Genomic DNA, 15,127 nt, shown 5'->3' on the forward strand with positions numbered 1-15,127 from the left:
CGGACGCGCGGCAGACCCGACGGCGGTCGGTGCAGCCCCACCGCCCCGTTCCACCCACCCTCGCTCCCCCGAAGGGACAACCGATGTGCGGCATCATCGCGGCCCGCGTGTCTGACGACGCGACCCCCTACCTGCTCGACGGACTCGAACGACTCGAGTACCGCGGGTACGACTCCGCCGGCATCGCCGTCCGGACGGCCGTCGGCGGCGCCGAGACGATCCGCTCGGTCTCCCGCGTCGGCGACCTGCGCACGCTCGTCGCGGCCCGTTCCGGCGACGCGCTCACCGGCATCGGCATCGGCCACACCCGCTGGGCCACGCACGGTGCGGTGCGTGAGGCGAACGCACACCCGCACGCCGACTGCACCGGCCGGATCTCGATCGTGCACAACGGCATCATCGAGAACGCGGAGCGGCTGCGGCAGACGCTCGAGGCGCAGGGGCACCGGTTCCGGTCCGACGTCGACTCCGAGGTCATCGCCCACCTGGTCGAGCGGGCCCTGACGGTCGACCCGGACCTGATGCTCGCGGTGCAGATCGCGACGGCGCAGCTCGAGGGGTCGTGGGCGATCGTGGTGCTGGACGCCCGGGACGGCCGGATGGTCGTGGCGGCGGACCGTTCCCCGCTGGTCGTCGCCCGCTCCGGCCGCGGTGACTTCGTGGCGAGCGACATCGGTGCGATCGCCGAGTGGTGCGAGACGTTCGTGGCGCTCCGCGACGGCGACGTCGTCGAGCTCGGCGAAGCCTGGACCTGGTCGTCCGACGGCATCACGGTGCCCGTGCCGTTCCCCACGGCGTCCCCGTTCGCCGCGGCCGCGCTCGACCTCGGTGACCACACCGACCACATGGCCAAGGAGATCGGCGAGCAGGCCGACGTCGTCGCGACGATCCTGGAACGGGTGGCCCGGCGCACCGCCGACGGCAGCATGTGGGTGGGCCTCGGTCTGGCCGGCTTCCACCGGCTGGCGATCGTCGCCTGCGGCACGTCGTTGAACGCCGGTCAGGTGATCGCGACGGCACTGCGCGGGATCGGCGGGGTGCCGACCGACATCGTCGTCGCGAGCGAGGCCGACCAGGCCGTGCTCGGTCCTGGCACCCTGGTCGTCGCGATCAGCCAGTCGGGTGAGACGGCCGACGTGCTCCGCGCCCTGGACCGGTTCGAGGACCGCCACCCGGTGCTCGCGCTGACGAACAACATGCACTCCTCGCTGGCCCGACGAGCGGACGCCGTGCTCGACTGCCACGCCGGTCCGGAGATCGGGGTCGCCGCCACGAAGACGTTCACGGCGCAGGTCGTCGTCGGCGTCGCGGCGATGATCGCCGCGATGGTCGCCTCCGGCCGCATCGAGCCGTCGCACGCCCAGGTGCTCGTCGACGAGCTGCTCGACCTGCCCGCCCGGATCGAGCACGCCGCGCGGGTGTCCGCCGAGCGGATGCCGCTGCTGGCGTCGAGCGTCAAGGAGGCGACCGGATTCCTGTTCCTCGGCCGTGGCACCGGGCTGCCGTACGCCGCCGAGGGCGCCCTGAAGCTCAAGGAGCTCAGCTACCGCTGGGCCGAGGCCTACCCCGCCGGTGAACTCAAGCACGGACCGCTCGCCCTGGTGGACGAGGGCACACCGGTGGTCGTCATCGACCACGGCGAACCGAAGATCCGGTCGGCGATCGCCGAGGTCCGGGCCCGCGGTGGCTTCGTCATCACCATCGGCGGCGAGTCGGCGGACATCCCCGCGCTCGGCCGCCGTGGCACCGGTGACCTGGCCTGGGGCGCGATGACGGCGCCGTGGGGTCCGCTCGAGGCCGTCGTGCCGCTGCAGATGCTCGCCCGTGAACTCGCCCTGCAGCTCGGGTGCGACGTCGACAAACCCCGGAACCTGGCGAAGTCGGTGACGGTCGAGTAGCCGGGCGCCGACGCGTGAACCGCCTGACGGTGTTCCTCGCTGTCCTCACCGCCCTGGCGATCGCCAGCACCGTGGTCCTGGTCACGGTGGTGCTGACGACCGCCGTGCTCCCCTGACGCCGGTCCCGCAGGATCTTCCTGGGCGGGGCTGCGATGCTGGTGGCTTGACCACCGCAGCCCCGCCCCTCGTCTTCGTCGCGCTCCTCGTCGGCGCCGTCCTGCCGTTCGTGCCGTTCGTCGGCCGTGTGGCACGCATCGCCGCCACCATCGCGCACGAGGTCGGACACGCGATCGTCGTCGTGCCGTTCGGCGGACGCATCCAGCGCATCGAACTGCACCCGGACGGCTCCGGCGAGGCCTGGGTCCAACTCGGACGGGTGCCCGGCGGCATCCGGTGGCTCGTCCGCATCCTCAACCTGTACGCCGGCTACAGCGCACCACTGTGGGCGGGTGTGCTCCTGGTCACCGGGGTGCTGCACGGCTCCCGCTGGCTGCCCGTGGTGGTGCTCGCGGTCATCGGCCTCGTGGCGCTCGCCTTCGTCCGGAACTGGTTCGGCCTGCTCGTCGTGCTCGGCTTCGACGCCCTCGCCCTGTGGGTGGCCGTCCGCCCGTCCGAGGTGACCGTGCTGGTGGTCGCCGCCGTCGGGGCCTTCTTCGTCGTCGACGGCCTGCGGTCGGTGGTGCAGGTCGGTCGCTGGCTGCTCACCGGCGCCCGGGTGCAGACCGACTTCCACATCGCCGCAGCCGAGATGCGGGTGCCGGCGTCGCTGTGGTTCGTGCTGTTCGTCCTCGTCAACGCCGTCGCGGTGTGGCTGGCGCGTGAGCCCCTGCTCCAGGTCTGGGACACCGTCGTCGCCGGGGTCCGCGCGCTCGTCTGAGGGGTGGCGGCCACGTAACCGGGGGCCGCAATCGCCTGTCCGCTCCGAGGGGCTGCGAGGCTACCGCCACACGACCCCCGGAGGTGTCCCATGGCGACCGACGACCACGGCTTCGCGACCGAACAGGTGCACGGCGGCTTCGTGCCCGACGCCGGGCACGGCGCCCGGGTGCCCGCGATCCACATGTCCTCCGGGTTCCTGTTCGACGACTTCGACCAGGCCCGTGACCGCTTCGCCGACACCGACGACGGCTACACCTACACGCGACTCGGCAACCCCACGAACGCCGACGTCGAGCGTCGCGTGGCGCTGCTCGAACGCGGGGTCCAGGCGATCCTGGTCGGCAGCGGCCAGGCGGCGGCGACCGTGGCGTTCCTCGGTCTGCTGCAGACCGGCGACCACGTCGTCAGCGCCCGGAGCATCTACGAGGGCACCCGCGGACTGCTGCTGCAGAACCTCGGCCGGCTCGGCATCGAGGTCGACTTCGTCACCGACGCCCGCGACCTCGACGCCTGGGCAGCCGCGGTCCGGCCGAACACCAAGGCGTTCTTCGCCGAGACGATCCCCAACCCGAAGAACGACGTCCTCGACATCGCCGGCGTCGCCGAGACCGCGCACCGCGCCGGGGTCCCGCTGATCGTCGACAACACCCTCGCCACGCCGTACCTGGTGCGCCCGGTCGAGCACGGTGCGGACATCGTCGTGCACTCGGCGTCGAAGTTCCTGTCCGGGCACGGTGCCGGACTCGGCGGGGTGGTCGTCGACGGCGGCCGTTTCGACTGGTCCGCCGCCCCCGAGCGCTGGACGCACCTGACCAGCCCCGAACGGTCCCTCGGCGGCGAGAGCTACGTCGAGCGGTACGGCAACCGGGCGTTCGCCGTGTTCGCCCGCGACGTCGTCGCCGCACGCATCGGTCCGGCGCCGTCCCCGTTCAACGCGTTCCTGCTCCGCCAGGGCATCGAGACGCTGTCGCTGCGGGTGGAACGCCACTGCGCGAACGCGCTGGCCGTCGCGTCCTGGCTGGACCAGCAGCCGGAGGTGACGAGCGTCGACCATGCGGGCCTGGCCTCCAGTCCGTTCCACGACCTCGCCCAGCGCTACCTGCCCCGTGGGGCCGGATCCGTCTTCGCCTTCACGCTCGCCGGTGGCGGAGCCGCCGCGCGCGCGTTCATCGACGCCGTGCAGCTGTTCAGCCGGATGACCCACCTGGGCGACGTCCGCTCGCTGATCCTGCACCCGGCGACCACCACCCACGCCGGCCGCACGCCGGAAGAACGCGCCGAGCAGGGCATCGACGACGGCCTGATCCGGCTGTCGGTGGGCATCGAGGACATCGCGGACCTGCTCCGCGACCTGGAACGCGGGTTCGCCGCCGTGCGGTCCGCAGCGACCACCGGCCTGGAGGCACGTGGAGCGTCCGACGCGCACCGCTCGTCGGTCGGTGGGCCGGCCCTCGACCGGCGGGAGTGCTGAATGGCCGAGCTGCAGCACTTCGGGTACTTCTTCTCGCGGGGCTTCGGCCCGCAGGCGTGGGGGCGGTCCGACTGGGACTGGGGCCACGACTGGACGAAGCCGGACCTGTACCAGCAGTCCGTCCGGACACTCGAGCAGGCCGGCATGGACCTGGTCATCGCCGAGGACGCCGTCTCGCTCGGGAACCCCGCGACCCTCGACCTGCGCATCCGGCAGGCGTACGGCGGCCCGAAGCACGACCCGCTGCTGCTCGCCCCGTACCTGTTCGCCGCCACCTCGCACATCGGCATCGCGCCGACCGTCAACGCGGGGATCACCCCGCCGTACCTGGCGGCACGGCAGTTCGCGACCCTGGCACACCTGTCCTCGGACCGCCTGGGGATCAACGTCGTCACCGACGTCGGCAGTGCACGGCACGCCGGCCTGCCGCCGCTGCCCCACGACCAGGCGTACGACCGCGCCGAGGAGTGGATCACGCTGCTCCGCCGGCTCTGGCACTCGTGGGGCGACGGGTACGTCGGGGCACCGGACTCCTGGCACTTCGCGGACGGGGACGCCCTCGACGCGTTCCACCACGAGGGCGCCCACTTCACCGCCGACGGGCCGCTCAACGCGTTGCCGCTCGCCTCGGACCCGGTCGTCGTCTCCCCCGGCGGCTCCGGTCGCGGGCTCGCGTTCGCCGGGACCCACTCGGACGTGCAGCTCGCGCTCGCGCCGTTGTCGGCCGCCGCGGTGACGGACTACCGAGCACGGGTGATCGCTGCAGCGGAAGCGGCGGGGCGCTCCGCGTCGGACCTGCGGATCCTGTTCGTGCTCAAGCCGGTGATCGTGTCCTCGCCGGAGGAGGCAGACCGCATCGTCGCGGCGTCCGAGCACCCCACCGACGACGCGCTGCGTGCGGCGGCCATCGCGTGGTCGAGCGACTCCGAGACCGACCTGCTCGCGCTCGACCTGGACGCCCCGGTGCCCGACGGGACCTTCGGTGAGCACGTCTCGGCCGGCACGATCCGCGGGCTGCTCGGGGACACCCCGGACGCACCGCTGCGGGAGCTGCTCACCCGCAAGGCACGGCAGGGGCGGATCGCGTCACGCTCGGGGTTCGTGGGGACCGCCGACGAGTTCGCGGACTTCATCGAGGAGCTCGGCAGCGACGCCGACAACGACGGGATCATCTTCTCGGGTGACCTGCACCCGGCGCAGATCCACCGGATGTTCGGCGACCTGGTGCCCGTGCTCCGGCGCCGCGGGCTGCTGCGACGGGACTACGGCGCCGGAGGGATCCGGGCGAACCTGTTCGACTTCTAGCGGGAGCGGCGGCGAGCTACTTCTTCTTGGACTTCTTGTCGTCGTCCTTCTTGGACTGCTTCTTGCCGTCGTCCTTCTTCGACTGCTTCTTCTTGCCGTCGTCCTTCTTCGACTGCTTCTTCTTGTCGTCGTCCTTCTTCGACTGCTTCTTCTTGTCGCCGTCCTTCTTCGACTGCTTCTTCTTGCCGTCGTCCTGCTTCGACTTCGCCTTGCTCGCACCCGTCGGCAGCGGGAGGACGGCCGACACGGCCTCCGTCTCCGCCTGCGAGGCGTCGGCGTCGGCGTCGTCGGACGCGGCCTCGGTCTCCGGCGACTCCACCCCGTCGATCGGCGCGACGACCACGGCGGAGCCGGTGTCCAGCTCGACGTCGACAGCGTGCTCCTCGAGCACCGGCGCCAGGGCATCGGCGACCCGTTCGACCGTGAGCACCGCGTCCGCCTCGGCGAGTCGGAGCAGCGCCTGTGCGGTCCGCACGCGGGTCGTGGACCGGCGCGCGAGGACGTCGGACCGTGCCCCCTCGAGGAACGTCCGCAGGGCGCGTTCCACGACGGAGCGGCCGCGCGGGGCAGCGCGGTCGAGCCGGTCGAGTTCCCCGGCGACCCCGGAGACGTCGTCGGCGACGTGCTCGTGCCGGACCGACTCGATGAGCGCGGCGATGGCGGCGGCGGCACGTTCCACCCCGGCGGAGCGCTGGTCGAGCACGACGAGCATCTCGACCACCGACCCGTACGTGACGGTCTCGAGCCGCACCGGTTCGGCACCGCGGCCGCGGACGACCAGTCGGGTGTCGGGGTTCGGCAGCCAGGCAGCGAGGGCGGCGACCGTGGCGACGGAGCCCACGATCCGCTCGTACTCGCTGAGCACCACTCGTTCTTGCTCCCGCAGACGGACACGGATCGCGATCTCCTGCACCACGTGCTGACCTCTCGTTCGGGTTCGACGCGAGCGTGTTCTGCGCGCCTGCTCCGCAGCGTAGTCCTCGGACGTGGCGGAACAGGAAACGCCCCGGCACTGTCCAGGGGACGGTGCCGGGGCGTTCAGGTGGCTCAGCGTGACAGCGGTTCGTCGTTCGGCGAATGGTGGAGATGGGGGGAATCGAACCCCCGTCCATCGCTGCAATTCGACGTCTTCTACGGGCGTATCCGGATAGTTCGTTCTGCTCGGCCCCGTCCTTTGCTACCGGCTTCTAGGACGACGGGCCCAGTCTCAGTGCAAGTCCCGCACGGCCCTGAGGCGCAACCGTGCAGCAAGTCCTCTGGATGACGTCGGGATCAGGTTAGGGGACGGTCACCTGGCCGACGGACTTCATGTGCTGGGCTGCTTACGCAGCGAGAGCGAAGTCAGTGCGCTTGGAATTGGCACTTGTTGGTTTCCACGGATCGTTAACGAGATAACCGTGGGTCCTCGGCCCGCTTCCCGTCGGCACACAGGCAATGTCGAAACCGATCATCCCCATGCGGGCCGGACGTGCGAACCGCTGTCACGCTGTTGAGTTGCCAATGCCCCGATCGGAGCAGTCCCCCAGTCTAGCCGAGGACGTGCGTCGGCGCTACTCGCCGACGCGGTTCCGCGTGCGCATGGCCCGCTCGGCCTCACGCTTGTCGGTCTTCTCGCGCAGGGCCTGGCGCTTGTCGAACTCGCGCTTGCCCTTCGCGACGGCGATCTCGATCTTGGCCCGACCGTCGTGGAAGTAGATCTGCAACGGCACCAGGGTGTAGCCACCCTGCGCCGTCTTGTGCGAGATCTTCACGATCTGCTGCTTGTGCAGGAGCAGCTTGCGCTTCCGTCGGGGCGAGTGGTTGTTCCACGTGCCCTCGGTGTACTCCGGGATGTGCACGGCGTCGATCCAGGCTTCGCCACCGTCGATGAAGGCGTACCCATCGACGAGTGACGCACGCCCCATGCGCAGGGACTTCACCTCGGTGCCGGACAGGACCATGCCTGCTTCGTACGTGTCCTCGATGAGGTAGTCGTGTCGGGCGCGACGGTTCGTCGCGACGATCTTCTCACCGCGTTCCTTCGCCATGACGACTCCTCTCGATGGTGACCGGTGCACTGCGCCGGACGGTTCCGCGCAGCCCTACAGACTACTCAACACGAAGCGGGCGGCGCACCTTCCCGGCGCGCCGCCCGCTGGCGGATGCTGCGCTGCGTCAGACCTTCAGGTACCGACGGATGGCGATCGATGCCGATGCCGCTGCGAGGAGCACCCCGATCACGATCACCGCGGGGACCACGATGGCCGCGTCCCCCATGCCGATGAACGCCGTGCCGGTGAAGCGCTCCGCCAGGAAGTTCCGGACGAAGAACCACACCACGGCGGTGATCGCGCCGCCGGCCAGGACGGCTCCGATGGCTGCGGCGATCACCCCCTCGAGCACGAACGGTGTCTGGATGAACCGGTTCGACGCACCCACGAGTCGCATGATGCCGAGCTCTCGCCGTCGACTGAACGCCGACAACCGGATCGTCGTCGCGATGAGCAGCACGGCCGCCACGAGCATGAGCCCCGCGATGCCGATCGCCGTGTACGACGATGCGTTGAGCAGGTTGAAGATCGGTTGCAGGTACCCGCGTTGGTCGACGACGCTCTGCACGCCGGCGACCTTCGACAGGCTTTCGACCAGGACATCGGCCTGCGACGGGTTCTTCAGGTTGACCCAGAAGGTCTCGTTCAGGTACTCCGGCTTGACGAACTCCGTCGCGGCCGAGTCCTTGAACTGCTCCTTGAACCGGGTGAAGGCCTGGTCCTGGTTCTCGTAGTAGGTCTTCTCGATGTAGGGCTTGAGCGTCGACGACTCGAGTTGCGCCTGGACCTGTTCGCGCTGGTCCGCGGTGGCCTTCGCGCCGGTGCAGTTGCCCGTGGTGTCGGTGTCGGTGCACAGGTAGACGGCGACCTGCGCCCGGTCGTACCAGTACCCCTTCATCTGGTTGATCTGCATCTGCAGCAGGATCGCGGTACCGACGAAGGTCAGTGAGATGAAGGTCACGAGGACGACGGAGACGACCATCGACGCGTTGCGCCGCAGGCCCGAGCCGACCTCGGACATGACGAGTCCGAGCCTCATCGGATGAGCCCCGGGATCGTCTGGATGCCGGTGGTGTTGGACACGGTGCCTCGCTGGATCGGGACGGCCTGGGTCTGGTAGCCGCCGGACTGCTCGTCACGCAGGACGGTCCCGTTCGAGAGCTCGATGACCCGCCGCTGCATCTGGTTCACGATGCTGGCGTCGTGCGTCGCCATCAGCACGGTGGTGCCTCCCTGGTTGATGCGTTCGAGGAGCGCCATGATGCCGGCGGACGTGGTGGGGTCCAGGTTTCCGGTGGGCTCGTCGGCCAGCAGGATCGCCGGCTTGTTCACGACGGCGCGGGCGATGGCCACACGCTGCTGCTCACCACCGGAGAGTTCGTGCGGCATGCGGGTGGCCTTGCCGGCGAGTCCGACGAGCTTCAGCACGTCGGTCACGGCTTCACTGATGAAGCCCTTGCTCTTGCCGATGACCTGCAGCGAGAACGCCACGTTGTCGAACACGTTCTTGTTCGGCAGCAGACGGAAGTCCTGGAACACCACGCCGAGGTTGCGTCGGAAGTACGGGACCTTCCGCGACGCCAGGGACCCGAGGCGCTGCCCGAGCACGTGGATCTGCCCGCTGGTGGGCTTCTCCTCCTTGAGCACGAGGCGCAGGAAGCTGGACTTGCCGGAACCGGACGCGCCCACGAGGAACACGAACTCACCCTTGAGGATCTCGAGGGTGAGGTTGTCGAGCGCCGGACTCGGGTTGCCCGAGTAGACCTTGGTGACCTGGTCGAATTTGATCATGACCGGATCAGGGTAGGTCGCCCCGCTTGGAAAGCAAGCGAGGCGCGCGGCTCACGGACCCCTAGTCGGCGACGGATTGCTTGCGCCAGCGGATGCCGGCGTTGATGAAGCCGTCCAGATCGCCGTCGAACACGGCTGAGGGGTTGTTCACCTCGTGCTCCGTCCGGAGGTCCTTGACCATCTGGTACGGCGCCAGGACGTACGAGCGGATCTGGTCGCCCCAGCTCGCCGTGATGTTGCCGGCGAGCTCCTTCTTCTTCGCGTTCTCCTCTTCCTTCTTCAGCAGGAGCAGGCGCGACTGCAGCACGCGCATGGCGGCTGCGCGGTTCTGGATCTGTGACTTCTCGTTCTGCATCGAGACCACGGTGCCGGTCGGGATGTGCGTCAGCCGCACCGCCGAGTCGGTCGTGTTGACGGACTGTCCGCCGGGGCCCGACGAGCGGAACACGTCGACACGGATGTCGTTCTCGGGGATGTCGATGACGGCGGTCTCCGGCATGAGCGGGATGACCTCGACCGCGGCGAAGGACGTCTGGCGCTTGCCGGCGGCGCCGAACGGCGACATCCGGACCAGGCGGTGGGTGCCGGCCTCGACCGACAGCGTGCCGAACGCGTGCGGGGCGTCGATCTCGAACGTCGCGGACTTGATGCCCGCTTCTTCGGCGTAGGAGGTGTCCATCACGGTGGTCTTGAAGTTGTGCTGCTCGGCGTACCGGAGGTACATGCGGAGGAGCATCTCGGCGAAGTCCGCCGCGTCGACACCACCGGCGCCGGCACGGATCGTGATGACGGCCGGACGGTCGTCGTACTCGCCGTCGAGGAGCGTCTGCACCTCGAAGTCGCCGATCATCTTCTGGATCGCCTTGAGCTCGGCGAGGGCTTCGTCGGCCGACTCCTGGTCGTCGCCCTCGTTCGCCATCTCGACCAGCACCTCGAGGTCGTCGATGCGCTGCTCGGTGTCGGTGATCTTCTTCAGCTCCGACTGCCGGTGCGAGAGCGAGCTCGTCACCTGCTGCGCGTGGTCGACGTCGTCCCAGAGGTCCTGGGCCCCGGCCTGCTCGCTGAGGTCGGCGATCTCACGCTGCAGGCGGTCGACGTCGACCACCGAGCGGATGTTGCCGAAGGTCTCGCGAAGGGCGGAGAGCTGCTCGGTGAAGTCCAGTTCGACCATGGTCATCGATCCTACCGGCGCGAGTCCGACTCGGCCGACCGGGGGTCAGTAGTCGATGTGCTCCGTCCGTCCCGACGACAGGGCACGAGTGGCCGCCTCGGCGATGGCCTGGGCCCTGAGCCCGTCCTCCAGGGAGACCGGCGGCTCGGATCCGGACTCGAGCGACGCGACGAAGGCGGCGAGCGTCGCGGCGTAGGTGGGCTGCACACGCTCGAACCAGCCGTCGTGGAGTCCGTCCGCGACGATCTGCCCATCGGTGTAACGAGCGACGTTCCCGCGGTGGTTCCGCCGCGACTCGACGAGTCCGGACGATCCCATGACCTCGATGCGCTCGTCGTAGCCGTAGCCGGTGCGCCGCACGCTGTCGATCTGCACGAGCGCGCCGGAGGGCATCGTGAGAGTCGTGACCGATGTGTCCACGTCGCCGAACTCGCGGATGGCCGGGTCGACGAGCGCCGAACCCGCCACCGCGACCGTCACCGGGTCCTCGCCGGTGATCCACCGCACGAGGTCGAAGAAGTGCACGGTCTGGTCGCGGAGCTGGCCGCCGGAGACCCGCAGGTAGTCGAGCGGCGGCATGGACGGGCCACGGGAGCTGAGCTGGAGGAGTTCGACCGCACCGATCTCCCCCGCGGCGACGATGCGTTGCAACTCGGCGTGGTCACGGTCCCACCGCCGGTTGAAGTCGAGCATCGCCGGCACGCCGCTGGCACGCACGTGCTCCACCACCGCGACCGCGTCGGCGTACCCGGCAGCGATGGGTTTCTCGCAGAGCACGGCGATCCCGGCGTCGGCGGCAGCGCGCAGGTGCTGCGCGTGGGTGTCGGTGGAGGAAGCGACGAAGACCGCGTCGACCTGCGCCGCGTCGAACGCCTCGTCCTGGGTGAGCGCCCGGGTGCCGTGGCGTGCCGCCAGCGACGCAGCGCGGTCACGATCGACGTCGTGGATCCCCACGAAGTCGACGTCGGTGTGCGCTGCGAGGGACGCGGCGTGCACAGCGCCGATGAACCCGGCGCCGACGAGGGCAAAGCGTTGCGTCATGATCAGCCCACCAGGATCGCGGTCAGGTCGTGCATCGTGCGTGCGACGACGGCGGGATCCTGTTCGTTCGCCCGGTCGGAGAACATCTCGGTGACCCACCATCCGTCGTAGCCGGTGGCCTTGATCGCCTCGACCCACTGCTGCAGCGGGATCGCGCCACCGCCGATCACGACGTTGCGGTGGACGGCTTGGTCGGGAACCGTCCGGTCGCGGTCCAGGTCGAACCCGTCCGACAGGTGGACGGCCTTGATGACCGACGCGGGCAGCGCTCGGACCTCGGCCAGCGTGTCCCCGGTCGTCCAGAAGTGCCAGGTGTCGAGTGCGATGCCGACGTTGTCGCGCCCGGCCTCCTCGATGATGTCCAGCGCGTGCCGGCATCGGTTGAGGTGCGCCCACGCGAGGGGCTCCAGGTAGACCTCGAGTCCGTGGTCCGCGGCGATGTCCGCCGCCAGACGGACGTTCGCTCCGGTGATGCGGACCGCTGCGTCCTCGTCGAGCCCCAGCGTCGCCCGGTACCGGGTGTCGTCGTCGGCCAGGCGGCCCGCGCGGTGGTCACGGACGACCGCGGAATCGACCGGCCCGGTGCACAGCTGCACGATGGGCGCCCCGACGGCGGTCGCCACACCGCACATGCGCTCGACCTCCGCCACGAAGTCGTCGCGACCGGCACCCTGACGCTCGATGTCGAGCACCGCACCGAGCCCCGTCACTTCGAGCCCCTCGAGCAGCGGCGGCAGCGTCCGGATGTCGTAGCCGGCGTCGAGGTACCGGTAGAGCTTCGGGCTCTGCAGCTCGATCCCGCCGTACCCGGCTTCCCTCGCCAGTCGGATGTCCTGGACGACGTTGCCGTGGAACGTCGTCGTGACGTTCATGGAGATCTTCGGGGGCATCTGCGCTCGCTTCGTTGGACAGCACTGGAATGAACTGGACCGGTCCAGAATAGGACTAGCCTGCATCCATGTCGAGACCGCACCACGCCCCGACCATCCGGGACGTCGCCGAGCACGCCGGGGTCTCGAAGTCGCTGGTCTCGCTCGCGCTCCGCGGCGACCCAGGGGTCAGTGACGCTCGTCGCGCGGCCGTCGAACGAGCAGTCGCCGAACTCGGCTACCGACCGAACCGCGCAGCCAGGAGCCTCGGTGAGCAGCGGACGGGCACCGTCGGCGTGCTGCTGAACGACCTGCGGAACCCCTGGTTCGTCGACCTGCTCGCCGGCCTGACCGCCACACTCGACACCGTCGGGCTGGCACCCATCCTGGTCGACTCGGCGACCACCCGGCGTGTGGGCGGCTCCCCCGTGGACATGCTCCTGCGACAACAGGTCGACGGGATCGTCGTGGTCGGCACCACCGAGGACGACGCCGCGCTCCGACGGGCCGCCCAGGAGATCCCGGTGGTCCTCGCCGGGACCTACGAGCCTGACGACCTGCACACCGACGTGGTCGTGAACGACGACCACGCCGGCGCGTCGATCGCGACCGAGCACCTCCTCGCACTCGGGCACACGCGGATCGGTCACCTCGTCGGCCCGGGGCGCGTCGGGGAGCTCCGCGAGCAGGGTTTCCGCACGACGATGACCCGCCACGGTGCCGACGCCGTCGTGGTGCCGGCCGGCATGAGCGAGGAGAGCGGGTACGCGGCGGCCCGACGAGTCCTGGCCACGGCTGACCGTCCGACCGCGCTCGTCGCCTACAACGACCTCGTCGCCATCGGCGCGTTGTCCGCGGCCGACGACCTGGGCCTGGCCGTCCCGGACGATGTGTCGCTCGTCGGCTACGACGACACGTACCTCGGCAGCATCCGGCACATCTCGCTGACCACGGTCGACAACGGGACCTTCGCGATCGGGGCCCAGGCCGCACGCTGGCTCGGGGAACGCGTGCACGGCCGAACGCCGGAGCCGCGCGTGCACCGAGTGCCGGTGTCACTGGTGGTGCGGCGCACGACGAGCAGTCCGAGACCGACGGCCGACGACCGCTGACGACGGACGCGCCGACCGTGCGGTGTCCCAGCGCTCCCGCCTGTCCGGCGCGCTGGGAAACGGCAGACCGGGAGGCCCGGCGCAGGTCCGTCACACCGGTCACGGTGACGTCGACCGGGGGCCTGCCACCCGCGTCCGCCCGCGGCGCGACACGCCGGCGGACGCCGCTGTGTCAGGATCGCGTCGCTGGCGACACTCCTGAGGTGAGAGGGGGCAACCGTGGATGACGGTGCCAACGCCGACGCAGCACTGAGGCGTCGACTCGCGAACGGCGAACGTGCGGCGTTGGCTGACGCGTTCGATCGGTACGCGCCCACCCTGACCCGCTTCGCATGGGCCCTGGCCTCCAGCAGCGAGGACGCCGAACGGATCGTGCAGGACACCTTCCTCACGCTCTGGCAGCGCGGCGGAACGCTCCGTCTGGCGACCGACGCCCTGCTGCCCTGGCTGCTCGTCGTGTGCCGCGACCACGCGCGCCGCCCCGGCACGGGTGACGGCGACACCGCAGGTCCCGACGCGGACGGTGCCCGCGTCGGACTGCGTTGGGTCCGCGACGAGATCGATGCGCTGGCACCCGTCGACCGCCGCCTCTGCGAAGCCTGCCTCGTCGACGGACGCTCCTACGCGGACGCCGCCGAGGCCCTCGGCCTCACCGTCGACGCTGCTCCCCGCGGTGCAGCCCGATCCCGTGCCCGACTGCAGAAGGCGGTGATGCACGATGAACACTGAGCCTCCCTCCGGCGACGACCTGCAGCGCATGCTCGTCGCGATGAAGCGCACCGTGCTCACCCGCGCGACCGAACAGCGCCCTGCGCCGCGCCGACGTGGTCGCCGCGCCGCGATCGTCATCGGTGTCGTCGCCCTGCTCGGCCTCGGGATCACCGGTGGTGGCGTCGCACTCGGCGTGATCCCGCAGCCGTTCCCCGCCGACCCCGCCCCCGTCTCCACGCCGGGGCCCACCGAACCGGCCACGACCAGCACCCCGGAGTCCGCTCCGGTCCAGGAGACCCCGGAGCCCACAGCCCCACCGACACGATCCACTGCCCCGACACCGAGCAAGGGCCCCTTCGCGCTCGACGACCCGTCCTCGTGGACCATCTCGGGCAACGAGGTCGGTCCGATCGCGCTCGGCGGCGCCACGGAGGCGGAGAGCGACGACCTCGCGCAGGCGTACCGTCTGGTGCCCGCGACGCCGAGCACGTGCACGGCTCCGGGAACGTGGGCGCGCGACGGCAGCCCGACGCTGCGGATCACCGAGGAGGACGACCGCGTGACCGGGGTCCTGATCGGCACCGAGGGTGACTCTGCCCGGACGACGACGGCTGGGCCGACGACCGCCGCGGGGATCGGTGTGGGGTCGAGCTCCGATGCACTCCGGGCCGCGTACCCGTCACTCACGGAACGGATCTCGACACCGGACGGATCCTGGTCGCGGTGGGACGTCCAGCTGCCCGGCGGCCTCGTCTCGTTCCAACTCGGCGAGGGCGGGGCGAACGTCGAATCGGTGTGGGTCAGCGCGGAGCAGAACCTGCCCACCGCGGTCTGCGACCTCTGAGCGTC

14 protein-coding genes and 1 other RNA gene are annotated in these 15,127 nt (G+C 70.3%); 7 read left to right on the forward strand and 8 right to left on the reverse strand.

The window, feature by feature from the left end; translation table 11 throughout:
- Positions 1–83: 83 nt before the first annotated feature.
- The 4 genes from glmS to MXD64_RS10625 all read left to right on the forward strand — a co-directional run bounded on the left by glmS (position 84) and on the right by MXD64_RS10625 (position 5,553).
- Positions 84–1,898, forward strand: coding sequence for a glutamine--fructose-6-phosphate transaminase (isomerizing) (gene glmS, locus MXD64_RS10610; protein ID WP_263136406.1), 1,815 nt, complete (start codon positions 84–86; stop codon positions 1,896–1,898).
- Positions 1,899–2,061: 163 nt separating this feature from the next.
- Positions 2,062–2,775: a M50 family metallopeptidase gene (locus tag MXD64_RS10615; RefSeq protein ID WP_017888209.1), complete on the forward strand. Its 714-nt coding sequence runs from the start codon at positions 2,062–2,064 to the stop codon at positions 2,773–2,775.
- A 90-nt stretch (positions 2,776–2,865) separates the two neighbouring features.
- Positions 2,866–4,248: an O-acetylhomoserine aminocarboxypropyltransferase/cysteine synthase family protein gene (locus MXD64_RS10620; protein ID WP_263136407.1), complete on the forward strand. Its 1,383-nt coding sequence runs from the start codon at positions 2,866–2,868 to the stop codon at positions 4,246–4,248.
- Complete coding sequence (locus tag MXD64_RS10625) at positions 4,249–5,553, forward strand: LLM class flavin-dependent oxidoreductase (protein WP_263136408.1); 1,305 nt, start codon at positions 4,249–4,251, stop codon at positions 5,551–5,553. It begins immediately after the preceding gene.
- 16 nt (positions 5,554–5,569) lie between these two features.
- Here MXD64_RS10625 and MXD64_RS10630 read toward each other — a convergent pair whose 3' ends face one another.
- From MXD64_RS10630 to MXD64_RS10665, 8 genes are all read right to left on the reverse strand, one after another.
- Positions 5,570–6,469 carry a hypothetical protein gene (locus MXD64_RS10630; protein WP_263136409.1) on the reverse strand — a complete coding sequence of 300 codons (900 nt, stop codon included), beginning with the start codon at positions 6,467–6,469 and terminating at the stop codon, positions 5,570–5,572.
- A 162-nt stretch (positions 6,470–6,631) separates the two neighbouring features.
- Positions 6,632–7,008: a transfer-messenger RNA gene (gene ssrA, locus MXD64_RS10635) on the reverse strand.
- Between the two features lie 95 nt (positions 7,009–7,103).
- The gene (gene smpB, locus MXD64_RS10640) at positions 7,104–7,580 is read right to left on the reverse strand and encodes an SsrA-binding protein SmpB (protein ID WP_017888213.1); all 477 of its coding nucleotides are present in this window, start codon (positions 7,578–7,580) and stop codon (positions 7,104–7,106) included.
- Positions 7,581–7,707: 127 nt separating this feature from the next.
- On the reverse strand, positions 7,708–8,622 hold the full coding sequence (gene ftsX / locus MXD64_RS10645; protein ID WP_017888214.1) for a permease-like cell division protein FtsX: 915 nt from the start codon (positions 8,620–8,622) through the stop codon (positions 7,708–7,710).
- A complete protein-coding gene (ftsE, locus tag MXD64_RS10650) occupies positions 8,619–9,374 on the reverse strand; it encodes a cell division ATP-binding protein FtsE (RefSeq protein WP_017888215.1) in 756 nt (251 codons plus the stop codon). The genes ftsX and ftsE overlap by 4 nt, the downstream gene beginning before the upstream one ends.
- Before the next feature lie 61 nt (positions 9,375–9,435).
- Entirely contained in the window at positions 9,436–10,545 is a 1,110-nt protein-coding gene (prfB, locus tag MXD64_RS10655) for a peptide chain release factor 2 (RefSeq protein WP_017888216.1), read from the reverse strand.
- A gap of 45 nt (positions 10,546–10,590) precedes the next feature.
- On the reverse strand, positions 10,591–11,586 hold the full coding sequence (locus MXD64_RS10660) for a Gfo/Idh/MocA family oxidoreductase (RefSeq protein WP_194590475.1): 996 nt from the start codon (positions 11,584–11,586) through the stop codon (positions 10,591–10,593).
- Between the two features lie 2 nt (positions 11,587–11,588).
- The gene (locus tag MXD64_RS10665; protein ID WP_140448172.1) at positions 11,589–12,476 is read right to left on the reverse strand and encodes a sugar phosphate isomerase/epimerase family protein; all 888 of its coding nucleotides are present in this window, start codon (positions 12,474–12,476) and stop codon (positions 11,589–11,591) included.
- A gap of 68 nt (positions 12,477–12,544) precedes the next feature.
- Between MXD64_RS10665 and MXD64_RS10670 the strand changes: the two genes are divergently transcribed.
- The 3 genes from MXD64_RS10670 (at position 12,545) to MXD64_RS10680 (ending at position 15,122) form a co-directional block, all read left to right on the forward strand.
- The gene (locus tag MXD64_RS10670) at positions 12,545–13,567 is read left to right on the forward strand and encodes a LacI family DNA-binding transcriptional regulator (protein WP_017888219.1); all 1,023 of its coding nucleotides are present in this window, start codon (positions 12,545–12,547) and stop codon (positions 13,565–13,567) included.
- Positions 13,568–13,852: 285 nt separating this feature from the next.
- Positions 13,853–14,296, forward strand: coding sequence for an RNA polymerase sigma factor (locus MXD64_RS10675; RefSeq protein ID WP_228500798.1), 444 nt, complete (start codon positions 13,853–13,855; stop codon positions 14,294–14,296).
- On the forward strand, positions 14,286–15,122 hold the full coding sequence (locus MXD64_RS10680) for a hypothetical protein (RefSeq protein WP_214585170.1): 837 nt from the start codon (positions 14,286–14,288) through the stop codon (positions 15,120–15,122). The genes MXD64_RS10675 and MXD64_RS10680 overlap by 11 nt, the downstream gene beginning before the upstream one ends.
- The last annotated feature ends 5 nt before the right edge of the window (positions 15,123–15,127 follow it).

The sequence above is a fragment of the Curtobacterium sp. Arg-1 genome (genome assembly GCF_025643395.1).
GTDB lineage: Bacteria > Actinomycetota > Actinomycetes > Actinomycetales > Microbacteriaceae > Curtobacterium > Curtobacterium poinsettiae.